Source organism: Thiomonas sp. FB-Cd (genome assembly GCF_000733775.1).
Classification (GTDB): Bacteria; Pseudomonadota; Gammaproteobacteria; order Burkholderiales; family Burkholderiaceae_C; genus Thiomonas_A.
Genome location: NZ_JPOE01000002.1, coordinates 442,968 through 465,507 on the forward strand (window position 1 = coordinate 442,968; position 22,540 = coordinate 465,507).

Genomic DNA, 22,540 nt, shown 5'->3' on the forward strand with positions numbered 1-22,540 from the left:
ACTTTCTCATCCGCAAGAAGCCTTGCGGGGTTGGTTGCACAAACCTGACGCGGAATTTCCTGCGCTCAGGAACGTTGACGCCACCACTCCAACACCTGACCCACGGTCTGATCGACATCAAGCGTGGAGGTGTTGAATGGCACCGCGTCTTGCGCCGGCTTGAGAGCGGCAACGCTGCGTTTGCTGTCACGCGCGTCGCGCGCCTCAAGGTCGCGCAGGACATTCAACATTGTAGTTGAAATGCCTTGCGAAATCAATTGCTTATACCTGCGCTCAGCGCGGGCTTGCGCGTCTGCCGTGAGAAACACCTTTAGCCTGGCATCTGGGAACACCTCGGTGCCCATATCCCGACCATCCGCAACCAAGCCCGGTGCGCGGCGCAGACTGTGCTGAAGCGCGAGCAGCGCCTGCCTTACCCCGGGCAGCGAAGCCAGCGACGAGGCGGCCCGGCCGACTTTCTCGGTGCGAATTGCAGTACTGACGTTCTCTGGTCCGACCCAGACCTGGCTGCCCTCGCAGCGTATAGGCAAGCGCAAAGCCAGTTCGCTCAGCCGTGGTTCGTCATCAAGCTTGATGTCCTGGCGCAGCGCCAGCAGAGCTGTTGTCCGGTATAGAGCGCCGGAGTCGAGATAGTGAAAACCGAGCACTCCGGCCACTTTGGAAGCTACCGTGCCTTTGCCCGAAGCGGTAGGTCCGTCAATGGCGATTACGGGAACCGGGCGTGCGATGGAGGCAAAGGTCTGGAAATAGTCGGGAAAGGTCTTGGACACACAGCCCGGGTCGAGGATGCGAATGTCCGCTGGGCCAAAGCTAGCCAGCGAAAAGCACATGGCCATGCGATGGTCGTCATAGGTGCCGATGGAGGCGCTGTGCCATTGGCCCTCAGGCAGCGGATGGACCCGCAGCCAGTCGGCTCCGGCTTCGACGCGGGCGCCAATCTTGGTCAATTCAGCGCTCATCGCGGCAATGCGGTCGGTTTCTTTCACCCGCCAGCTGCCAATGCCGGTGAGCAAGGTGGGCGCATCAGCAAATAAGGCGGTGATCGCCAGGGTCATCGCTGCATCGGGAATGGCGACGCAGTCGATACTTCCGCCCGCCAAGCGCTTGTGCGCTGGCTTCAGTCCATGGGTGGAGATGAAACCGTCTCCCCATTCCACTTGGGCGCCCAAGCGTTCGAGCACGCGTGCAAACTCCACATCGCCCTGGATGCTATGCGCGTCCACCCCCTCCACACGTACCGCCGCGCCGTGTCCGTGCAGGCTGCCGAGCACACCTGCGGCGAGAAAATACGAGGCTGATGACGCATCACCCTCCACAGTCATACGTCCCGGGCTGGCATAGCGGCTACCAGTCGGAACGATGAAGCGCTGCCATCGCTGGTTTTCGACCCGCACCCCGAAGCGGGCAAGCAGTGCCAGGGTGATATGGACGTACGGCCGCGAAATGAGCGTACCCACGACTTCGACCACTACATCGTGCTGCTGCGAAACCAGGGGTAGTGCCAACAGCAAGGCCGTGAGGAACTGGCTGGACACGTCGCCGCGAACCCGGATCGGTGCGTCCACGTTCGGACTGCCCATATGGATGGCAAGTGGCGGGTAGCCCGGGTTTTCGAGGTAGTCAATGGAGCAGTTGATGGCGCGTAGCGCGTCGACCAGATCGCCGATGGGGCGTTCGTGCATGCGGGGCACACCGCGCAGGGTATACGTGCCACCAAGCAGTGCAAGCGCTGCAGTGAGCGGACGTATGGCCGTACCAGCATTGCCCATGAACAGATCGGCCCGATCCACCGGCAGACGCCCCCCGCAACCGTGCACGATGGCGTTCGTACCTTGCCTGACCACCTTGACGCCCAGGGCGTGCAGCGCCGAGAGCATCACCCGCGTGTCATCGGAGTCCAACAGCCCCGTGATGCAGGTTTCACCCTCTGCAAGCGCTGCAAGGAGCAGCACGCGGTTGGAAATGCTCTTGGATCCAGGCAACCGGGCTGTGCCGCCAGCACCGATGAGCGGCGGCAGGTCTATATGGTCAGACGATATCATCGGCGGGTGAGGGTGAGGCCCAATCCTTGCGCGATTGACTGGCTTGACGAATCAAAGACTCGAGCACGCTCCAATTGCCTTGGCGCATTTGCGCCTCGAATCCGGCGATCGCTTGCTTGAACAACTGCAATTGCTCCAGTACTTCAGCCCCATTGGTCTGGAAAATGTCGCGCCACATCGTCGGGTCACTCGCGGCGATGCGCGTGAAATCGCGAAAGCCGGGCCCCGCGAGTTGCAAGTAGCTACCACCCTTGGACTGGCGCGCGATGGCATACACATAAGCGAACGCCAAAAGATGGGGCAGATGGCTGACTGCGGCGAAAGCTGCGTCATGGTCTTGCGGGCTCATGACCGAAACCACGCCTCCCACTGCCTCCCAGATTTGGGTGGCGACCTCGACGAAACGCTCCGGATTCTCGACCATGGGCGTAATGACCACACGCCTGCCATCGAACAACGCAGATCTCGCGTACTGCAATCCGCTGTTCTCGCTTCCGGCGATCGGATGGCAAGGCACGAACTGGCGGCTCTTCTCTCCCAGCGCCTCCTGTGCAGCCATCGCCACATCGCTCTTGGTGCTGCCGACGTCCATTACCAGCGCGTACTGCGCCACCCCAAGCCGGATTTGTTTGAGCATCGGTCCGATGGCGGACACCGGAACGGCTAGCAAGATGAGATCGGCCCCCGTTGCTGCGTGCAAGGCGGAATCCGCGCCGTGATCGATGATGCCTGCGGCCTTGGCGGCTTTGAGGGTCGACGGTGACTTGCTGTATCCCACCACCTCCTGTGCCAGTCCTGCATGCTTCGCCGCCAGTGCGAACGAGCCGCCCAAAAGGCCTAGGCCCAGAATGGCCAAACGCTTGAATTGCGTCGGCGGCGGAGTGTCAGAGTCGGCGTAGGAGCCGATAAGCGTATCCATGCCTCAAACTGTAGTGAGGGCCACTTGCAACGCGCTGATGCAGCGGGCGTTCTCGGCCTGCGTGCCCACGGAAATGCGCAACCACGAACCCAATCCATAATTGGCGACGGGACGCACGATCACGCCCTTGTTGAGCAATTCGGCGTTGACGCGCGCGCCCGCCTGGTCGTCGTCGCCCACACGCACCAGCACAAAATTGCCATAGGAGGGGATGTAGCGCAGACCCATCGCGTCAAAAGCCTGTGTCAATTGGGCCATGCCCCTACGATTGGTGTCGACGGATCGATCGAGAAAATCTTGATCCTTCAGGCTGGCAATTGCCGCGGCCTGCGCCACGGTGCTTGTGTTGAACGCTGAGCGCACGCGGTTGAGCACATCGGCCAGGGCGGGCTGTGCGGCCGCATAGCCTAGGCGTAGGCCCGCCAAGCCGTAGGCCTTGGAGAACGTGCGGGACACCACCAGGTTCGGATGCTCGCGCAGCAGTGCGATGCTGTCCGTGCGCAAAGCCGGATCAATATATTCGATATAGGCCTCGTCGAGTACCACGACCACGTTGGCGGGGACCTGCTTCATGAATGCGGCGATGGCGTCATGCGAGGCCAGCGTGCCTGTGGGGTTGTTTGGATTGGCCACGTACACGAGCCGCGTATCGCGCTCAATGGCGGCTGCCATCGCGGGCAAATCATGGCCGTAGCTCTTTGCCGGCACCACGTGATGACGCGCGCCAGCCTGCTGCACCGCAAGGGCGTAGACGATGAAGCTGTATTGCGAGTACACGCACGAGTCCGCCTCGCTCAGCAGGGCACGCGCTGCCATCTCGAGAATGTCGCTGGAGCCGTGACCCAGGATGATCCAGTCAGCCGGCACGCGCAGATGCGTTGCGAGCGCCTGACGCAAAGCGTAACCGTCGTTGTCGGGGTAGCGTGCAGTTTCGCCCAGGGCGTCGACGACGGCTTGTCGGGCCTTGGACGACATGCCCAGCGGATTCTCGTTCGAGGCAAGCTTGACGATATTCGCCTCATCCATGCCAATCTCACGGGCCACTTGCCCGATCGGGCGCCCCCCCACGTAGGGTGATATCGTGCGGACATACTCTGTGCCCCATTGCGGGCGCGCGTTTGTGGTGGATGACATCGCTCGGGATGAAAAGTGGTGAGAAGTCCGGAGGGTCAATCCTGCCAGACGGGATATGAGCCAAGTTGTTTGAAAAATGCGCAGCGGTCGCGCAGATCCTCAAGGGCGGCGTGCACCGCGGAATCTTCGCTGTGGCCTTCAATATCCACGTAGAAGACGTATTCCCAACCTCCAGAGCGGGCTGGGCGGGATTCAAAGCGGGTCATGCTCACCCCATGGTCGGCCAATGGTTTGAGCATTGCCACCATGGCGCCGGCGCGGTTCGGAACCGCGAGAATCAGGCTGGTGCGGTCGTGGCCGGTTGGTTTCGCGCCATGGGGCCCAAGCACGATAAAGCGTGTGCGATTTTCAACTTCGTCCTGAATATGCGCGGCCGCTACGTGCAAACCGTAAAGCGAAGCCGCTTGCTCGCCGGCGAGGGCGGCCAGACGCTCATCGGCTGCCGCTAGGCGCGCGCCCTCGGCATTGCTTGACACAGCGCGACGTTCCACGCCAGGCAAGTGCGTGTCCAACCACTGGCGGCACTGGGACAGTGCCTGTGGATGCGCAAGGACTGCTGAGATGCCGTCCAGGCCCGGGTGCTTGCGCAGGAGATTGTGGTGGATGGCCAAGCTGATCTCGCCACAAATTTGCACCGGATGCGTCAGCAGCAGGTCCAGCGTTCGGGCGACTGCGCCCTCGGTCGAGTTCTCGATGGCGACTATGGCGTAGGCGCACGCGCCACTCAGCTGCTTGCGGAAAACCTCGTCCAGGTTCGCACACGCGACGAAGTCTCCACTGGAGCCAAAAAATCGGCGCGCCGCCTCCTCGCTGTACGTGCCCTCGGGGCCGAGAAAGGCCACCAACTGCCGCGCCTCAAGTGCACGGCAGGCTGACATGATCTCACGCCAAACGGCGGCCAGGCCATCATCCAACAGTGGTCCGCTATTGGCACTCTGCACCTTCTCGATGACTTCACGCTCGCGCTCAGGTCGGAATACGGGTAGCCCGAGCCGATGCTTTAGGCGCCCGATTTCTTGCGCCAGCCGAGCCCGTTGGTTCAGAAGATCAAGCAACTGTTGATCCAGCGCATCAATGCGCTCGCGAAGGGGAAGAAAGTCGGTATCCATGAACAGGAGGGTCTTTCAGTGGCTGCGCTCGAACTCGCGCATGTAGGCAACCAGCGCCTGTACGCCGGACAGCGGCATGGCGTTGTAGATGCTGGCGCGCATGCCACCTACGGATTTGTGCCCCTTGAGCTGCAGAAGACCACGCTCCACGGCACCTTGCAGAAATGGCTCATTGAGGCGTTCGTCACGCAGAAAGAACGGCACGTTCATGCGGGAGCGGCATGCCGGATTGACGCGATTCGCAAACAGGGCAGATTCGTCAATGCAGCGGTACAGCAAGTCAGCCTTCTTGCGGTTGCGTTCGGCGATGGCGGCAATGCCTGTAAGACCTTCCTCTGCCTGGCGCTTGAGCCACCGAAATACAAGCCCGGCGATGTAGATGGCGTAGGTCGGCGGGGTGTTGTACATTGAGTTGTTCTTGGCAACAACGGAGTAATCGAAGGCGCTCGGGCAGACGGGCAGGGCGTGCCCGAGCATTTCTCGGTGCACGATAACCAGTGTGAGCCCGGCGGGGCCGATGTTCTTCTGCGCGCCGGCGTAGATGCATGCGTGTGCACCCACATCAATGGGCCGCGACAATATCGAGGACGACATGTCGGCTACCAGCGGTAGGGAAAATTGCGACGGCAGATCGTGGAATTCCACACCGTCAATGGTCTCGTTCGCACAATAGTGCAAATATTGGGCCTCAGCCCGTGGCTTCCACTGCGAGAAGGCGGGAATCGTGCTGTAGTTGACGGTTTCATGGGCATTAATGACCAACTGCACGTCGCAGTACTTGCGTGCCTCAAGTTGGCTTTTTTGCGACCATGACCCCGTGACGACGTAATCTGCCTTGGCCCCGCGTGACAGATTCAGCGGCACGATGGCGTTTTCGGCCAGCGCACCGCCCTGCATGAACAGCACGTGGTATTCGGCCGAAATCCCCAGTAGTTCCCGAAGGTCCGCTTCAGCCTGCGCAATGATGCGTCCGAACTGTGGACCCCGGTGGCTCATTTCCATAACGCTCATGCCGCTGCCTTGCCAGTCGAGCATCTCGGCGGCAGCCTGTTGCAGAACTTCCTCGGGTATCGCAGCTGGGCCTGCGGAAAAGTTGTAGGGGCGGGCTGACATGGCAGTTGTGGTCGCTTTAGGCTTCGTCGGAAGGCAACGCAGCGCCGGGTCCGGCGTCGTCGGATTGCGCGTCGGATTCGGCCACGCGCTGCACACCGATAAGATTGGCTTTGTCGTCGAGCGCAATCAGTGTCACACCCTGCGTGGCGCGGCCGAGTTCGCGAATTTCCGCGACTCGGGTGCGCACTAGCACGCCAGTGTCCGTAATCAGCATGATTTCATCGTCTGGGCGTACCAGGCAAGCGGCGACGACCTTCCCGTTGCGTTCGCTCGTCTGGATTGCGATCATGCCCTTGGTGCCGCGGCCATGGCGGGTGTATTCGCCAATGGGGGTGCGCTTGCCATAGCCGTTTTCCGTGGCGGTCAGCACACTTTGGCTTTCATCCTCGGCGACGAGCATGGCAATTACCTGCTGCCCATCCTCCAGGTGCATGCCGCGTACGCCGCGCGCCTCACGGCCCATGGGGCGTACGTCGTTTTCGTCGAAGCGCACGGCCTTGCCGGCATCGGAGAAGAGCATCACGTCATGCTTGCCATCAGTGATGGCCACACCAACCAAATAGTCATCGTCGTCAAGGCCGCAGGCGATGATGCCGGCGGTACGGCGGTTGGCGAAGGCCGCCACTGGTGTCTTCTTCACGGTACCCCGCGCAGTGGCCATGAACACGAAATGGTCCTCGTCGAATGCCTTGACTGGTAGCACTGCGGTGATCTTTTCACCTTCGGTCAGCGGAAAGAGGTTCACCAGCGGCCTGCCGCGTGAGCCACGGCCGCCCTGCGGCACCTCATACACTTTCATCCAGTACACGCGCCCACGATTCGAAAAGCAGAGCAGCATGTCGTGGGTGTTGGCCACGAATAGCTGGTCGATCCAGTCATCTTCCTTGGTTCCGGTGGCGAGCTTGCCGCGGCCACCGCGCCGCTGGGCCCGGTATTCGTCAACCGGCTGACTTTTCACGTAGCCCACATGAGAAATCGTCACCACCATCTCCTGCGGGGCGATGAGGTCTTCAATGTCGAGCTCGGTGGCATTAGGTTCGATGGTCGAGCGCCGTGCGTCGTTGAACTCGCCCTTCAGAGCTGTCAGTTCGTCGGCGATGATTTGAGTGATGCGCTCGGGCCGCGCAAGGATGTCAAGGAGATCGGCAATCTGCGCCATCACGTCCTTGTATTCCTGCACGATCTTGTCCTGCTCCAGCCCTGTGAGGCGCTGCAGTCGCATCTGCAGAATCTCCTGCGCCTGCACGTCCGACAGATGGTAGCCGGCGGGCTTCAAGCCATAGCGAGGATCGAGGTCGCTCGGCTGGAAGTCCTGCGGATTGCCTTCAACGCGCGCAAGCATGGCGCGGGCCTCACCCGGTTCCCAGACTTCGGCGAGCAGTCGTTCCTTCGCAATGGGCGGGGTTGGCGCAGCCTTGATCAGTTCGATCATCCGGTCCAGATTGGCTAGTGCCACGGCAAGGCCTTCGAGGACATGGCCGCGCTCGCGAGCCTTGCGCAACTCAAACACACTCCGGCGGTTGATGACTTCGCGCCGATGCTGCAGGAAGGATTGCAGCATCTGTTTGAGGTTGAGCAGGCGCGGCTGGCCGTCGACCAGGCACACCATGTTCACGCCGAACGTATCCTGCAACTGGGTTTGCTTGTACAGCTTGTTGAGCACCACTTCGGCAAGTTCGCCGCGCTTAAGCTCAATCACCACGCGCATGCCGGATTTATCCGACTCGTCCTGAATGTGGCTGATCCCCTCAAGCTTTTTCTCCTGCACCAGCTCAGCGATGCGCTCCAGCAGGGTGCGCTTGTTCACCTGGTAGGGCAGTTCGTCGATGATGATGGCTTGACGTTGGCTGCGCTCGATGTCCTCGAAATGGCAGCTCGCACGCATGATTACCCGACCCCGTCCGGTGCGGTAAGCCTCGCGGACCCCACTGAGCCCATAGATGATGCCCGCAGTCGGAAAATCAGGCGCTGGAATATGTTGCATCAACTCCTCGACGTCCGCCTCGGGATGTCGCAGCAGGTGCTGGCAACCATTGATGATCTCCCCCAGGTTGTGAGGCGGAATGTTCGTGGCCATCCCCACCGCGATGCCTGCCGATCCGTTGAGCAGCAGATTAGGGATGCGCGCTGGCAGAACCAGCGGCTCCTGCTCCGAGCCGTCGTAATTGGGGCCGAAGTTGACGGTTTCCTTGTCAATGTCGGCCAGCATCTCATGCGCGATCTTCGAAAGACGGATTTCCGTGTAGCGCATCGCTGCCGCATTGTCGCCATCAACGGAACCGAAATTGCCCTGGCCGTCCACCAGCATGTAGCGCAGCGAGAAATTCTGTGCCATGCGAACGATGGTGTCATAGACAGATTGGTCACCGTGCGGGTGGTATTTACCGATCACATCGCCCACGATACGGGCAGACTTCTTGTAAGGGCGGTTCCACGAATTGCTCAACTCATGCATCGCAAATAGCACGCGCCGGTGCACCGGTTTCAAACCGTCGCGCACATCGGGTAAGGCACGCCCGACAATCACGCTCATCGCGTAATCCAGGTAAGAGCGGCGCATTTCTTCTTCCAGGCTGACCGGAAGGGTTTCTTTGGCGTAGGCGGACATTCGGGACCCAGTACAGGGCGCCGCCGCAAGTTTCAGAGCGCGGCGCCAATAAAAATCAAGCCTTCAATGGTAGCAGCGCGGGTTGGGATACCAGCAGGGCACCCAAAGGCTAAATCGCTGCTCGGTGGGGCGCAGCGAGTGACAAAGAGTGTGTGTGCCGCAGAGCCATCAAAGTACTCGTCGCTGTGGCAGAATTGAAACTGCAGGTGGTTGATCAGGGCCTTCCCTTGCGGCCTCCCTATAAATATGAGGCTTGACGGCTTATGATGTGTGTATAAGATTGATTGCGGTCCTTACTTTTGAAAGGAAAGAACGATGATTAAAGCCAACAAATTCGCAAAACTTTTGATAGTGTCCGCGCTTGCCGCCTCTGCGACGACGGTTGCCTTCGCTCAGGACGCCACAACCATTGACAATTGGCAGAACCCGTTTGGCCTGGATTGGAAAAACGGCGACAACTCCCTGTGCTGGCGTGACAATTTCTGGACCCCGGCTACCGCCGCCCAGGGCTGCGACGGCGCCATTGTTGCTAAGGCGGCACCGGCACCAGCCCCGGCACCAGTGCCCGAAGCTGCTCCGGCACCCGCTCCGGCCCCTGCTCCGGTTCCGGTAAGCGAGAAGGTGACTTACTCGGCGGATGCGTTCTTCCAGTTTGACAAGGCCGTATTGCAACCTGCAGGCAAACAGGCATTGGATGATCTGGCTGAGAAAATCAAGGCCGTCAATCTTGAAACTGTGGTTTCCACCGGTTACACAGATAGCTTCGGTAGCGTTGCATACAACCAGAAGCTTTCCGTGCGCCGTGCTGAAGCGGTCAAGGCCTATTTGGTAAGCAAGGGCATTCCAGCCGACAAGATCTACATCGAAGGTAAGGGCAAGACTGACTTCCGCGTCGACCCGAAGAGCTGCAAAGGCACGTTCAAGATGCGTGTCGAGTGCCAAGCTCCAAACCGCCGCGCTGTGGTCGAGATCGTTGGCTCCCACACCGTGACTCAGTGAGTTGGTGTTGGGATGCAAACAACCCCGCTACGGCGGGGTTTTTTCATGGGTTGCGCATGGGTGCATGGCGGTGTCATACTTTTTAATTGGTAACTGATCGCTTTCTCCGAATCGGGTCTCTTGATGAATGCTGAAGCCTCGGAACTGAAAAAATTTGCTGATGCCGCTCACCGTTGGTGGGATTTGGACGGGGAATTCAAGCCATTGCACGATATCAATCCCATTCGCCTGGATTGGATCGCCGGCCATGCAAGTCTACGGGGGGCCCGAGTGTTGGACATTGGCTGTGGTGGAGGAATCCTCAGCGAGTCCATGTCAGCTCAAGGGGCAGAAGTGACGGGGATTGACCTTGGCGACAAGGCGTTGAAGGTGGCCCGTTTGCATGCATTGGAAGCCGGGATCAAAGTTGATTACCGGCTTGTGTCCGCGGAGCAACTGGCCGCCGAGCAGCCGCGAAGCTTCGACGTGGTGTGCTGTATGGAAATGCTCGAGCATGTGCCGCGCCCAGCATCCATCGTGCAGGCGGCGGCCGAGCTGGTGCGCCCCGGAGGCTATGTTTTTTTCTCGACCATCAACCGCAATGCAAAGGCATTTGCGCTTGCAATACTCGGTGCCGAATACCTGTTGCGCATGCTTCCCAAGGGGACGCACGAATATGCGAAGTTCATCCGCCCCAGTGAGCTTGCCGCATGGGCACGGCGAGCGGGCCTCGATCCGGTGGAATTCAAGGGTCTCGAGGTCAGTCTTCTCGATCGCAGCTTCCGGCTAGGAAGGGACGTGGACGTGAACTATTTCCTCGCGTGCAGGCGACCCGCATGACCGGTGTATACAAGGCGATCCTGTTCGATCTTGATGGGACATTTGCTGATACGGCACCAGATCTTGCTGCGGCAGTAAATCGCATGCGCATGGATCGCGGTTTGCCCGCGTTGCCAGTCAAGGAACTGCGTCCCATGGCCTCTCACGGGGCCCGGGGGTTGCTCCAGATAGGCTTTGCGACGACACCGGGGGATTCGGGCTACGAGGCCTTGCGCGACGAGTTTCTTCGCAACTATGCCGAGAATATCTGCGTGGATACGCAGCTTTTTCCGGGTGTCGACCAGGTACTTGGGTATTTGGATCGACACGCTATCCCTTGGGGTATTGTGACCAATAAGATCGCAAGCCTCACGCTCGCTTTGCTCGACGCCCTGCGTCTGCCCTCCCGGCCTGCATGTGTCGTCAGCGGCGACACGACCGCCCATCCCAAGCCGGCTCCTGATCCTTTGCTGCATGCGGCAGCGATGATCGGCATTGCGCCGGCGCAATGCCTTTATCTTGGGGATGATCTACGTGACATGCAGTCCGCCCAGTCTGCGGGTATGGGCGCTGCAGCGGCGGCGTACGGTTACTGCGGTCAGCAGGAACCACGGAGTTGGGGAGCACACTATGTTCTAGAGCAGCCCGAACAATTGCTCTACCTGGGCTTGGTGTAACCTCAGCTGTGACACCTAGACGATAGGCTCAATGTCCTTGCCATAGGGAAAGAAAGACAGGCCAGCCAGCTTGAGGTGCTGCAGGGCGAACGGAATCCCGATAATGGTCGCGGCGCAGGCTACGGCCGACACCAGGTGTCCAACTGCAAGCCACCAGCCGAACAGCACCGCCCAGATCAGATTGCCAAGTGCGCTGAAGGTGCCCGCCACGGCGCCTTCAGGTCTGTCCACAACCCGCCTTCCAAAAGGCCAGAAACTGAAGGTGCCAATGCGAAACGCGGCGATGGCCCAAGGTATCCCAATAAGCGTGACGGAGCAAAGAAGGGCTGCGAGCCACCAAGCTATGCCCATGAGGAAGCCGCCAAAGATCAGCCAGACAATATTGCCGATAAGCCGCATGGACGAGTTGGAAGGCCAGGGACGAATGAAACGCCAAAGTCTAGCGGCTACACGGCGCCATGGGCTGCCCGCAGTATTGGCGCGTCTCAAAGAGGTGTGACATGTATGTCCTCTGGGTGCAGCTCGATGCGTATTGAATCACCCGGTGCAAGGCGCCATCGGCGCAACTGCCATGGCAGCACGTGGGCCATAACGACGACACCGTGGGCAAGCTCAGACTGCAGTTGGACAAAAGATGGCAATGGCCTCATTGCCATCAGCCGAGCCTCCATCACGTTTTCCAGGTCCATCGGCGCTTGTGTGCCAGGAGTAACGATGACGTTGGCGGCGCGCACGCACACGTGGACTTGGCTGCCCAAGCTCGGCGTGCCGTGACCGCTTTCACTTGGCGCAGCCTCTAGGTCTATACCCCCGGTCGGGCCGATGCGCACCCGTAATCGTCCTGTCGGCATGACTGCGGTAACCTTGCCGGGCCAGATGTTCTCGACATTCAGAAGCTGTGCCGTCAGCAAGTCGGCAGGGCGCGCGAACACCTCCGCAGCCGGAGCACACTGGCGCAGTTCACCCGCATGCATCACGCCCACCAATTGGCCGAGAGCCATAGCCTCCGTGGGGTCGTGCGTGACGATGATGGATGGCGCATGGCAGCGCTGCAAATGTCGGGCCAGTTCTTCGCGCAGGGCTGGACGGGCTGAAGGGTCAATAGCGGAAAGCGGCTCGTCGAGCAGCACGATGTCGGGCATCCCAGCCAATGCCCGGGCAAGGGCCACACGCTGGCGTTCCCCTCCACTCAACTGCCCGGGTCGTCGCGCGGCTAGTGCACGCAGATTGAACCGGTCGAGTAGGGCGCCGAGGTCTTCCGAGGCGAGGCGGCCAAATTGCAGGTTTTCCGCGACGCTACGATGCGGAAATAGCGCATCGGTCTGAAATAGATAGCCGACACGGCGGGATTCGGGTGCCGCCTCCGTGCAGTCGCGCCCTGCAATCCACACCCGCCCGCCTTGCGGATCAAGGAACCCGGCAATGGTGTCGAGCAGGGTACTCTTGCCCGCACCGTTGGCACCAACCAAGGCGAGTGTCTGCCCCCGCTGCAGGCGCAGGCTGATCGGCTTGCTGCGGTAGCGACCTACTGCAGTAACAAGCCCTTGCAACTCGAGCGCGGGCCCGGGCGGCGAGGGTGCAGGGCACACTGCGTCAGCGCTGGGCAGTGCGTTCGATGCGGCGTCCATAGGCCAGCAAGCGCAGAATCCAGAAAAGCCCGAGCACGATGATCAAGAACAGTACAGACGCTGCAACCGACTCATTGAGGCCGGCCTGCAAAAACAGCTCATAGATTTTCACCGGAGCGCTCATCGGATAGTAGGCGAGGAGGACGACGGCGGCGAATTCGCCGATGGCGCGCGCAAAACAAAGCGTCAAACCCGTCATCACGCCGCGCCAAGCCAATGGCAGGCTCACCTTCGCGAAGGTTTCCCAGGGCCCCGCCCCCAAGCTTCGAGCCGCCTTTTCCAGGCGGGGATCAATGGCATCAAAGCCCACCATCGAAGCATTCACAGCATAAGGCAGGCCAACGTAGGCCATGGCTAGGACCACACCGGCGAACGTGCCCCAGAACGACAGCCCAATTTGCGCTGCGGCTGGCCCCAGCCACCCATTGCGCGAAAACACAAGCAGCAGCGCGATGCCCGCAATGGTGTGGGGGATCGTCAGTGGTAAATCGACGATTGCTTGCACGATAGTCTTGCCGCGAAACTGCTGGCGCGCCAGCACATAAGCGAGCGGCACGCCCAGAAGCATGGACAAGAGTGTCGCAAGCCCAGCGCCTTCAAGACTGACAAAAAAAGAGTCGCGAATGCCCGCGTGCATGGCCGCCTCGCGCAGCTGACCGAGCGAGGGCCGCAACAGCAGCGCCAGCAGAGGCAGGCTGATGAAGGCGAGCACCACACTGGCGGCTAGCCAAAACATCCAGAACATCAGACCGCGCTGGGCCTTCATGGGCGTGCAAGCGTGGAGTTGGCGGCCCCAAAGCACCTGCACCAGCGTTTAGGGCCGATGTGCCGCAACGTCACTGGCCCGGCCAAGCCACCGTGAGCTTACGCAGCGTCTGCGGCATCATGTCCGCATGTTGGGCGTAGGCCGGATGCACCGGTGCGAAGCCGTTCTTCTTGATCAATGCCTGCCCCTTCGGCCCCAACATGTAGGCAATGAATTCAGCGGCGAGTTTAGGGTGCGGTGCGTCCTTGGGAATGGTTAGCGCATAGACAATGGGGCGTCCTGGCAAATCGCCGTTAGCTGTATGCGCAGTGGCATGCGCATAGTCGGCAGCGAAGCGCGGATCGCTCAGGTTGATTTGCGGCGGCAGCTTGATGTAGTTGAGGTGGTGCTGCAGTGCATCCGACTGGTAGATCGCCAGATAGTCAATCTGCCCTAGTTGAAGCGCCGACAGGAGGTCAGTTTCTGTGTCGCGCATATTCGTCTTGGGCGCGTTCGCGAGCACCTTTTCTGCAAGCTGGGGATCGTGGTAATACTTCGAGGCAAGATCGAGCATTTGCAGAGTCTGGTAGCCGGAAGGATCCGTGTCAGGGTTGGATCGGCCGATCTGCACGCCAGGCTGACTCAACACCTTATACCAGTTCTTTGTGTTGATCGTCCCGGCATCCTTACTCTTCGGCGTGTACACGAACGTGATGGCGTTGCCCAAAAAGCCAATCGACCAATCGGCCGTGGCCGCTTGGGTTCCGTGGGCGTACATGTATTTCGGGATGACCGAATAGTCGGCTACCGCCACCACGTCGGCAGGCTGATGCAACTCGGTGACCATTTTGACCATCTTCACACTGCCACCGAACTGTGGCTGCACTGTCACGCCGGGATGCAATTGCTCAAAGTTTTTTGCCGCTTCCTTGAACGTCTTGCCCAAGGTGCCGGCGGCAAGGATTGTGAGGGTTTCGGCTTGGGCCTGGGTGGCTGCTGCGAAGGCGAGGACACCGAGTAAAGCAGCTATCTTGGACGATTTGGTGATGTTTCGGGGGCGCATGTGGATCTCCATTCTCATTTTTATCGATGTATGGCCGACCATTTACGCGTGGCGGCCTCTGCAATGTCCATCAATCGATAGACATTTCCAGCATATCGTATGCGAGAACACATGCGCCTTGCAGGGATTGCCGTGGCTTGGCGAAAAAGGGTCAGCGTGGACGTCGCTGAGCCGATTTGGGGCGAAAGGCGGCGCAGACTTCGGGATTCGTCTCCATATAGGGGCCGCCAATGAGGTCGATGCAATAAGGTACGGCTGTGAAGACGCCCCTCACGGTGACCTGCCCCTGGGCGTCGCGCACGCCTTCAAGTGTTTCGCGGATGGATTTGGGCTGTCCCGGCAGGTTGATGATCAAGGTGGATCGGCGAATCGCGGCGACCTGCCTCGAAAGAATGGCGGTCGGTACGAAGTGCAAACTGATGCGTCGCATTTCCTCACCAAACCCTGGCATGAGCTTGTCGGCAACGTCTATCGTGGCTTCGGGCGTGACGTCGCGCACAGCTGGGCCCGTGCCGCCTGTGGTCAGCACCAAGTCGCAGCCAGCTTCGTCCACCAGTTCACGCAAAGTCTGTGCAATGGTTTCGCGTTCGTCCGGCACGAGACGTTCCGTGAAGCGCATGCTGTTGCGCAAGGCGCTTGCCAACCAATCACGCAGAGCTGGCAGTCCCTCGTCAGCATAGACACCGCTGGATGCACGATCGCTGATCGAGACCAGGCCGATGTGAACCGCGTCGAAATCGGCTGCGGGCAAAGCGTCAGAGGTTATCGGATTCATGGCCTTGAGGTTCGAGCAGAGCTTTGAGTCGTTGGAAGAGCGCACGGTACTGGCGGGGGGGTTTGCCGGCGGCTTGTTCGGCACGGGTTGCACGCACCAATTGGCGCAGCTCTTGTGCATCGGCGTGCGGGTACTGGCTGAGGAATGCGCTGAGGGCATCGTCGCCGCCGAGGAGGCGCTCTCGCCAGTCTTCAAGCAGATGCATGCGCGCTATGGCCTCGCGGCTGTCGCCCGTCGCGTCGAGGAGGGCCTGGCGCAGCGGAGCAGGGTCGATTTTGCGCATGAGTTTGCCGATGTACTGGGCATGGCGCCGACGCCCCTCGTGCGAGTGGATGCGTTGCATTTCGCGCAAGGCTTGGCGCAGGCCGTCCGATACATCAAGGACGTCGATGCGATGCGCGGGAAGCGCGGCAAGGCGTTCGCCCAAATCCTGAAGTGCCTGCATCTCTCGCTTGAGCTGGCTTTTGCTGGGGGGAAGGTCCAGCTCGGCCCCAGCATTTTCACCGTAAGGCTTTGCTGCAGAAGTGCGTGAGGTTCTCATCGACCGGTATTATCGTTTGGCTTGCGCGAGGACGGGTTTGGTGGCATCACCGGCCCGGTAGCATCGTGGAGCTTCGCTTTCCATTTCCAAGACCAGCAAAGGTTCAATGTGGGCCAATTCGCATACACCAAATCTCAATTTCAAGATCTTGCCGCGCTGGCGCTTCAGGAGGCTCAAAACGCGGGTGCCACCGATGCGGCCGTAGAAATCTCGGAGGGCCAGGGTCTGAGCGTGAACGTGCGCCGCGGAGAAATCGAGCAGGTCGAGCACAATACGGACAAGGGGTTGGACATCACGGTCTACGCAGGGCTGCGCAAGGGTCACGCCAATACCTCGGACTTTTCGCCGGAGGCCATCCGCCGTACTGCATTGGCTGCATTTGATATAGCCCGTTACACGGCTGAGGACGAATGCGCGGGCCTTCCGGAGCCGGGCCTGTTGGCCAAGTCGGTGCGGGATCCTCTGCTCTACCACCATTGGAACGTGGACGTGCAAGCGGCGGCGGAACTTGCGCGCCGCGCGGAAGATGCAGCCTTTGCCACGGACCGCCGCATCCATAACAGCGAGGGTGCGAGCGTCTCGGCCCAACACATGCACTTTGTGCTGGCGAACACCCGTGGGTTTTCCAATGGCTATGCAAGCAGTCGCCACAGCCTGTCGTGCGTGCCCATTGCTGGCCGCGGCAATGATATGCAACGCGACTACTGGTACAGCAGCAAGCGCAATCCGGCTCAGCTGGCGCGCCCGGAGGTCGTGGGCCGATATGCTGCGGAGCGGGCGCTGTCGCGTCTGCGCGCGCGCAAGTTACCAACGGGGCAATATCCAGTGCTGTTTGAGGCGCCTCTAGCCGCCGGGCTTATCGGCTCGCTTGTGCACGCGGCGAGCGGCGGAACGCTGTACCGCAAGGCATCTTTTCTGGTCGATCATCTAGGCAAGCCAGTGATGGCTGCACACCTTGACTTGGTGGAAGACCCGAAAATTCCCGATGGCATGGGCTCGGCACCCTTCGATGATGAAGGCGTCCGTACTCGCGCCCGGCGTGTGGTGAAGGCAGGTCGCCTGGAGGGTTACTTCTTGTCCAGCTATTCCGGGCGCAAGCTCGGCATGCCCACAACCGGCAACGCTGGTGGCCCTCATAATCTGACGCTGACGAGTGGGCTCACGCAATCGGGCGATGACCTGCCAGCCATGCTGCGCAAACTGCATCGTGGCTTGTTCGTGATCGAGCTCATGGGTCATGGCATCAACTACGTCACTGGTGATTACTCGCGCGGCGTCATGGGGTTCTGGGTGGATGGCGGTGCCATTCAATATCCTGTGCAGGAAATCACCATCGCCGGCAACCTTCGCAGCATGTTCCTCGGTATTGCAGCTGTCGGCAGTGACGTGTATCAAAGCGGAAGCCGTCGAACTGGATCCATTCTTGTCGATGGCATGACGGTGGCCGGCAGTTGAACCCAGCGGCCGAACTGCAGAGCATCGAGCCGCACAGTGGCGCAAGGAGCGAAGGCGTTTGTCGAACCGATCGTACGGACGCGACTTTCTGTGATGCGCGAACCGTGTGAGCGCAGCCGAATCAAGGACTCAGAACGCGTCGCGCTGCAACAGTTGTGTTGCTTCCGTGCGGTTACGCGCACGCCAAGTGCGCAAATAGGTAACTCACACTAGCAGGGAAGCCGCGCCAGGAGGCAGCTGCGTCGGTGCGAATTTGGCATCAGGCTTTGCGCTCGTATAGCGCGAAGTCAAAGGCAGGGAGGTCGCCCGTGGCTTCATGGGGATCGCGACTCGCCTGAACGAACGCTGAACGGTCCCAAGGGGGAAAATGTGTATCGCCTTGCGCGTCGGCGTGGATTTCCGTGAGCCACAGCTGTTGTGCCAGCGGCAGTGCTTCGGCGTAGATCTCGCCGCCACCCACCACGAAGACCTCGGGAGCGTCGGTGCAGAGCTGCAAAGCAGCATGTAACGACCCGGCGACCTCGGCTCCTCGCGCAACATACGCGGGATCGCGGCTAATCACCACGTTGCGCCGACCCGGCAGTGGCCTGCCGATGGCTTCCCAGGTTTTACGGCCCATCAGGATTGGATGTCCTAAAGTGACACGCTTGAAGTGGGCGAGATCGGCAGGCAGGTGCCAGATGAGGGCATTGCCATGACCAATCACCCCGTTTCGGGCAACTGCGGCAATGATGGCCACGCGCGGTAACGCAGCTAGGGGCGGAATAGTGGAGGAATTCGTTGGCATCTCGTTGCTTTCAAACGGCGACCGGGGCCTTGATTGCCGGGTGGTGCCGGTAATCCACCACCTCAATGTCGTCCAGGGCATAGTCGAACATGCTGGGCGGACGGCGCTTGAACCGCAGGCTGGGCGCTGGGTATGGTGGGCGCGAGAGCTGTAGCCGCACCTGTTCAAAATGATTGTGATAAATGTGGCAGTCTCCACCGGTCCAGATGAAATCGGCCACCTCCATGTCGCATTGCTGGGCCACCATGTGCGTAAGCAGCGCATAGCTTGCAATATTGAACGGCACACCCAGGAAAAGGTCCGCGCTGCGCTGATAGAGCTGGCAACTTAGCAGCGGCCTTCCGCCGGGGCGTTCTGGCGGCCCCACATAGAACTGGAACAAGAGATGGCATGGTGGAAGCGCCATCTCCCCGAGTTGGCCTACGTTCCAAGCGCTCACGAGATGGCGGCGCGAATCGGGGTTGCGCTTGAGGCCCTGGATAAGCTGGGCGATTTGATCGACGTGGCGCCCGTCGGGCGTAGGCCAAGCGCGCCATTGCACTCCGTACACCGGGCCCAGTTCCCCATCTGCCCGCGCCCATTCATCCCAGATCGTCACGCCATGCTCGTGCAAGTAGCGTACGTTGCTGTCGCCGCGTAGAAACCAGAGCAATTCAACGATGATGCTCTTGAGGTGCACCTTCTTGGTCGTGACGAGCGGAAAACCAAGCCGGAGGTCAAAGCGAAGCTGCGCGCCAAAAATGCTGCGCGTACCGGTACCGGTACGGTCCTCTTTGTCAACGCCGTGACTTAGCACTGTGCGCAGCAGGTCCTCAAAGGGGGTGGGGATGTTGGGAGACATAGTGAGGATACCGTCTGGGTCTTGCATCTGACTGAGAGTGTATTGATCTTGGCCGTGTGCGACCAATCAGGACGGCTCGCTCTAAGATCCGGGTCCACACCCTCACACGCGAGAACTGCAATGGCGGACGCCTCTGAAGCGCGGCTCGATTTCGTGCAATGTATACATCCTGGCGGGTTGCACCGCATGGCCTATTGGGAATGGGGCGATGCGGATAACCCGGACGTTGTCGTCTGTGTTCATGGCCTGTCGAGGCAAGGGCGGGACTTCGATCGTTTGGCACGGGCCCTGCAAGGTCGCTTCCGCGTGGTGTGCCCGGATGTTGCAGGCCGCGGGCGGTCGGACTGGCTAGCCAACCCCATGCACTATCAGTTGCCCCAATACACGGCGGACATGGTGACGCTCTTGGCGCGGCTCAACCCACGGCGACTGGCTTGGGTTGGAACCTCCATGGGAGGGCTGATTGGCATGGGATTGGCGGGATTGCAGGGCAGCACCATTCATGCGCTGGTGCTGAACGACATCGGCCCGTCGATCGCTGCCGACGGTCTGCAGCGCATTGCCGGTTACGTTGGGCAGCGCACGGCGTTCTCGAACGTGCAGGAAGCGGCGGACTACCTTGAGCAGATCTCCGCCGGTTTTGGTCCGCATACCCCGCAGGAATGGTTGGAACTCACCAAGCCGATGCTGGTGCCCGACGGCGCCGGTTGGCGTTTGCATTACGACCCACGCATCAACGTAGCCTTCGCGCAGGTCACACCGGAAGCGGCACAGGCAGGCGAGCAAGCGCTGTGGGCGCTTTATGACCGCATCACTGCGTTCACGCTTGTCCTTCGGGGCGCCGAGTCGGACATCTTGGCAGCATCCACGGCCCAATCCATGACACAGCGGGGACCAAAGGCCGATTATGTTTCGCTGCCCGGGGTCGGTCATGCACCGACACTCATGCATGAGGACCAGATTCAGTTGGTCATGCGGTTTCTGCTCCGTCATACGGACTTGCCATGAGCGCAACGCACACGCCGGCAGATACCGCCGAGCAGCAAGGCGACTCCCTTCTCGACAAGGCAAAGGCCTACGCAGCCGCCTTGCTTGAGGGCGCGGTCATGGAGACCGGCGAGCCTGCGCTGCAACATGCGGCTGGCGCATCCAGCATTCTCGAGGCGATTGGCGCCGACGTGCAGACCCGCGCAGCGGCCTACTTGAGCCAAGCGGCAACGCAGCTTGCGAAGCCCGAGGAGCAGATTCTTAAAGTTTTCGGGCGGGATCTTGCGCTGCTGGCGATGGAAAATCGCAAATTGGTTGACGTGTTTCGCGTTGCACGCAACGTCAGGGGGCAGGACTCGGGGCATGAATCGGCGCATCATCAGGAGTTGATGCGGCGATTGCTGCTCGCGTTCTCGCAGGACCTGCGCGTCGTTCTGTTGCGGTTGGCCTCGCGCTTGCAGTCTCTGCGCTACTACTTGGCTGAGGCAGGGCAGCCGTCGCCGGAATTTACGGAGGAATCGCTTCAGGTGTATGCGCCGCTGGCTAATCGTCTTGGTCTGTGGCAGATCAAATGGGAAATCGAGGATCTTGCATTCCGTTTTGCCCAGCCGAAGGCATATGGGCAGATTGCACGCTGGTTGGAAGAGCACGCCGCGCAACGCGAGGCCCTCATCTCCGAGGCAACAGCGAAGATCCAGCAAACCCTTGTGGCGCAGGGCATCGAGGCGCGCATCAGTGGTCGCAGCAAGCATGCCTACAGCATTTGGCGCAAGATGCAGGGCAAGGGGCTTAGGCTCGACCAGGTAATGGACTTGCTTGCTCTTCGCATCATCGTACCGAGCGTGGATGCCTGTTACGCGGCTCTCAGTGCCGTGCATGCGATTTGGACTCCACTCGATGCAGAGTACGACGACTACATCGCCAAGCCGAAGCCGAACGGCTACCAGTCGCTGCATACGGTGGTGCGCGGGCCTGAGGATGTGCCGATCGAGATCCAAATTCGCACCCAGGCGATGCACGATCATGCCGAACAGGGTGTTGCCGCGCATTGGGCCTACAAAGAAGCGGGGGCGCAGGGCTACAAGGGCGTGGCTGCGACATCCGACTATGACGCGAAAATTGCACTTGCGCGTCAATTGCTTGCCTTGCGTCGTGAGATTGTGGAGCAGGGCACCCATGCGCGTCCTGGCACGGCGGGTGAGACAAGTCCATTTGATGACCGCATCTACGTGCTCACGCCCCAGGCGCGCATTGTCGAGCTCGACAGCGGTTCGACTCCTGTGGATTTCGCCTACGCCGTGCATACCGACCTCGGTCACCGATGCCGTGGCGCGCACGTGAACGGCGCGCTCGTGCCGCTTAACACGCCTTTGCGCAGTGGACAGACGGTAGAAATTGTCGCGGCTAAACAGGGCGGTCCATCACGCGACTGGCTCAACCCTGAACTTGGTTTTCTGCATTCACCGCGGGCCCGTGCAAAAGTGCGTGCTTGGTTTAACGCTCAGGCGCTGGAGCAGACGCTGGCCAATGGGCGTGTTCTGGTTGAAAAGATCTTGCAGCGCGAGGGCAGGACCGGCATGAGCCTGCAGGAGTTGGCCGCCGGACTGGGCTTCCGCAGCCCTGAGCAGTTGTTCGAGCGGGTTGGCAGCGATGCCCTGCCTTTGCGACAAATTGAGCTCCACTTGCGCGGCGCTGGGGGCGGGGCGGCCCAGCAGGCCAGTCCGGAACTTTCTCTCAAGTCGGCCAAGACGCACCAGCAGGCAGGTGTGCTCGTTGTGGGGGTGGATGCGCTCCTGACGCAGTTGGCCAAGTGCTGCAGACCCGCGCCGCCCGATGCCATCAGCGGCTTTGTCACGCGCGGACGCGGGGTCTCCGTGCATCGCGCCGACTGTCCGAACGCTCGCAATCTCGCACGCCAGCATCCTGAACGCGTGATTCCAGTGACCTGGGGCGCGCGTGGCGATGCGATCTATCCGGTTGATCTCATCGTCGAGGCTTCGGATCGGCAAGGTTTGTTGCGTGACATCTCCGAGGTGTTCTCGAAAGAGAAGGTCAATGTCATTGGAGTGCAAACGCAAAGCCGCGGAGATGCGGCGCACATGCTGTTCACCGTGGAGTTTGCCGGTTTGGAAAAGCTGCCGCACGCGTTGCAAATGCTGCGCGAGGTCAAAGGCGTGCGCAGCGCAGCGCGTCGTTAGATTGGGTCGTTGTGCAAGCTCTGGTATGATTATGAGTTCACAGGCGGTTAGCTCAGATGGTTAGAGCGCTTGCTTGACATGCAAGAGGTCGTTGGTTCGATTCCAATACCGCCTACCAGAA

Annotated in this window: 21 protein-coding genes and 1 tRNA gene; 7 read left to right on the forward strand and 15 right to left on the reverse strand. The window is 60.5% G+C overall.

Annotated elements, in window-relative coordinates; genetic code table 11:
- Positions 1-65: 65 nt before the first annotated feature.
- The 6 genes from CD04_RS0102160 to gyrA are packed head-to-tail and all read right to left on the reverse strand — an operon-like array spanning position 66 to position 8,925.
- A complete protein-coding gene (locus CD04_RS0102160; protein WP_031404175.1) occupies positions 66-2,042 on the reverse strand; it encodes a bifunctional 3-phosphoshikimate 1-carboxyvinyltransferase/cytidylate kinase in 1,977 nt (658 codons plus the stop codon).
- Entirely contained in the window at positions 2,029-2,961 is a 933-nt protein-coding gene (locus tag CD04_RS0102165) for a prephenate dehydrogenase/arogenate dehydrogenase family protein (protein WP_051848858.1), read from the reverse strand. Before CD04_RS0102165 ends, CD04_RS0102160 begins: the two co-directional genes overlap by 14 nt.
- A gap of 3 nt (positions 2,962-2,964) precedes the next feature.
- The gene (gene hisC, locus CD04_RS0102170; RefSeq protein ID WP_031404177.1) at positions 2,965-4,095 is read right to left on the reverse strand and encodes a histidinol-phosphate transaminase; all 1,131 of its coding nucleotides are present in this window, start codon (positions 4,093-4,095) and stop codon (positions 2,965-2,967) included.
- 35 nt (positions 4,096-4,130) lie between these two features.
- Positions 4,131-5,204, reverse strand: a complete 1,074-nt coding sequence (pheA, locus tag CD04_RS0102175; protein ID WP_031404178.1) for a prephenate dehydratase — start codon at positions 5,202-5,204, stop codon at positions 4,131-4,133.
- Between the two features lie 15 nt (positions 5,205-5,219).
- Positions 5,220-6,317, reverse strand: coding sequence for a 3-phosphoserine/phosphohydroxythreonine transaminase (gene serC, locus CD04_RS0102180; protein ID WP_031404179.1), 1,098 nt, complete (start codon positions 6,315-6,317; stop codon positions 5,220-5,222).
- A 16-nt stretch (positions 6,318-6,333) separates the two neighbouring features.
- On the reverse strand, positions 6,334-8,925 hold the full coding sequence (gene gyrA, locus CD04_RS0102185; RefSeq protein ID WP_031404180.1) for a DNA gyrase subunit A: 2,592 nt from the start codon (positions 8,923-8,925) through the stop codon (positions 6,334-6,336).
- 315 nt (positions 8,926-9,240) lie between these two features.
- Between gyrA and ompA the strand changes: the two genes are divergently transcribed.
- Positions 9,241-9,924 carry an outer membrane protein OmpA gene (gene ompA, locus CD04_RS0102190; RefSeq protein WP_031404181.1) on the forward strand — a complete coding sequence of 228 codons (684 nt, stop codon included), beginning with the start codon at positions 9,241-9,243 and terminating at the stop codon, positions 9,922-9,924.
- A gap of 27 nt (positions 9,925-9,951) precedes the next feature.
- Here the strand turns inward: ompA and CD04_RS24310 are convergent, their stop codons facing one another.
- Positions 9,952-10,173 (reverse strand): hypothetical protein, encoded by a 222-nt coding sequence (locus CD04_RS24310; RefSeq protein WP_231480634.1) that lies wholly within the window; start codon positions 10,171-10,173, stop codon positions 9,952-9,954.
- On the opposite strand from CD04_RS24310, the gene ubiG reads away from it, so the two are divergent.
- A complete protein-coding gene (ubiG, locus tag CD04_RS0102195; RefSeq protein WP_231480597.1) occupies positions 10,069-10,743 on the forward strand; it encodes a bifunctional 2-polyprenyl-6-hydroxyphenol methylase/3-demethylubiquinol 3-O-methyltransferase UbiG in 675 nt (224 codons plus the stop codon). The genes CD04_RS24310 and ubiG overlap by 105 nt on opposite strands.
- Positions 10,740-11,399, forward strand: a complete 660-nt coding sequence (locus tag CD04_RS0102200) for an HAD family hydrolase (protein ID WP_051848859.1) — start codon at positions 10,740-10,742, stop codon at positions 11,397-11,399. The genes ubiG and CD04_RS0102200 overlap by 4 nt, the downstream gene beginning before the upstream one ends.
- A 15-nt stretch (positions 11,400-11,414) precedes the next feature.
- On the opposite strand, the gene CD04_RS0102205 is transcribed toward CD04_RS0102200, so the two are convergent.
- From CD04_RS0102205 to yjgA, 6 genes are all read right to left on the reverse strand, one after another.
- Entirely contained in the window at positions 11,415-11,798 is a 384-nt protein-coding gene (locus CD04_RS0102205; RefSeq protein WP_031404184.1) for a YccF domain-containing protein, read from the reverse strand.
- Between the two features lie 86 nt (positions 11,799-11,884).
- Positions 11,885-13,027: an ABC transporter ATP-binding protein gene (locus CD04_RS22370; protein WP_051848860.1), complete on the reverse strand. Its 1,143-nt coding sequence runs from the start codon at positions 13,025-13,027 to the stop codon at positions 11,885-11,887.
- Positions 12,993-13,793 carry an ABC transporter permease gene (locus CD04_RS0102215; RefSeq protein WP_031404186.1) on the reverse strand — a complete coding sequence of 267 codons (801 nt, stop codon included), beginning with the start codon at positions 13,791-13,793 and terminating at the stop codon, positions 12,993-12,995. The genes CD04_RS22370 and CD04_RS0102215 overlap by 35 nt, the downstream gene beginning before the upstream one ends.
- A gap of 70 nt (positions 13,794-13,863) precedes the next feature.
- Positions 13,864-14,835 carry an extracellular solute-binding protein gene (locus CD04_RS0102220; protein WP_031404187.1) on the reverse strand — a complete coding sequence of 324 codons (972 nt, stop codon included), beginning with the start codon at positions 14,833-14,835 and terminating at the stop codon, positions 13,864-13,866.
- Positions 14,836-14,986: 151 nt separating this feature from the next.
- The gene (gene mog / locus CD04_RS0102225; RefSeq protein WP_051848861.1) at positions 14,987-15,610 is read right to left on the reverse strand and encodes a molybdopterin adenylyltransferase; all 624 of its coding nucleotides are present in this window, start codon (positions 15,608-15,610) and stop codon (positions 14,987-14,989) included.
- Complete coding sequence (gene yjgA / locus CD04_RS22900) at positions 15,591-16,151, reverse strand: ribosome biogenesis factor YjgA (protein WP_081857753.1); 561 nt, start codon at positions 16,149-16,151, stop codon at positions 15,591-15,593. The genes mog and yjgA overlap by 20 nt, the downstream gene beginning before the upstream one ends.
- Before the next feature lie 108 nt (positions 16,152-16,259).
- On the opposite strand from yjgA, the gene pmbA reads away from it, so the two are divergent.
- A complete protein-coding gene (gene pmbA / locus CD04_RS0102235; RefSeq protein WP_031404190.1) occupies positions 16,260-17,606 on the forward strand; it encodes a metalloprotease PmbA in 1,347 nt (448 codons plus the stop codon).
- A gap of 259 nt (positions 17,607-17,865) precedes the next feature.
- Here pmbA and CD04_RS0102240 read toward each other — a convergent pair whose 3' ends face one another.
- Both CD04_RS0102240 and CD04_RS0102245 read right to left on the reverse strand, forming a co-directional pair.
- Positions 17,866-18,345: a dihydrofolate reductase gene (locus CD04_RS0102240; RefSeq protein ID WP_369792764.1), complete on the reverse strand. Its 480-nt coding sequence runs from the start codon at positions 18,343-18,345 to the stop codon at positions 17,866-17,868.
- 58 nt (positions 18,346-18,403) lie between these two features.
- Positions 18,404-19,234, reverse strand: coding sequence for a thymidylate synthase (locus CD04_RS0102245; RefSeq protein ID WP_031404192.1), 831 nt, complete (start codon positions 19,232-19,234; stop codon positions 18,404-18,406).
- Between the two features lie 120 nt (positions 19,235-19,354).
- Here CD04_RS0102245 and CD04_RS0102250 point away from each other — a divergent pair, with 120 nt between their 5' ends.
- The 3 genes from CD04_RS0102250 to CD04_RS0102260 all read left to right on the forward strand — a co-directional run bounded on the left by CD04_RS0102250 (position 19,355) and on the right by CD04_RS0102260 (position 22,537).
- Positions 19,355-20,242, forward strand: a complete 888-nt coding sequence (locus CD04_RS0102250) for an alpha/beta fold hydrolase (RefSeq protein WP_031404193.1) — start codon at positions 19,355-19,357, stop codon at positions 20,240-20,242.
- Positions 20,239-22,419, forward strand: coding sequence for a bifunctional (p)ppGpp synthetase/guanosine-3',5'-bis(diphosphate) 3'-pyrophosphohydrolase (locus CD04_RS0102255; RefSeq protein WP_031404194.1), 2,181 nt, complete (start codon positions 20,239-20,241; stop codon positions 22,417-22,419). The genes CD04_RS0102250 and CD04_RS0102255 overlap by 4 nt, the downstream gene beginning before the upstream one ends.
- 41 nt (positions 22,420-22,460) lie before the next feature.
- Positions 22,461-22,537, forward strand: a tRNA-Val gene (locus tag CD04_RS0102260).
- Positions 22,538-22,540 lie beyond the last annotated feature (3 nt).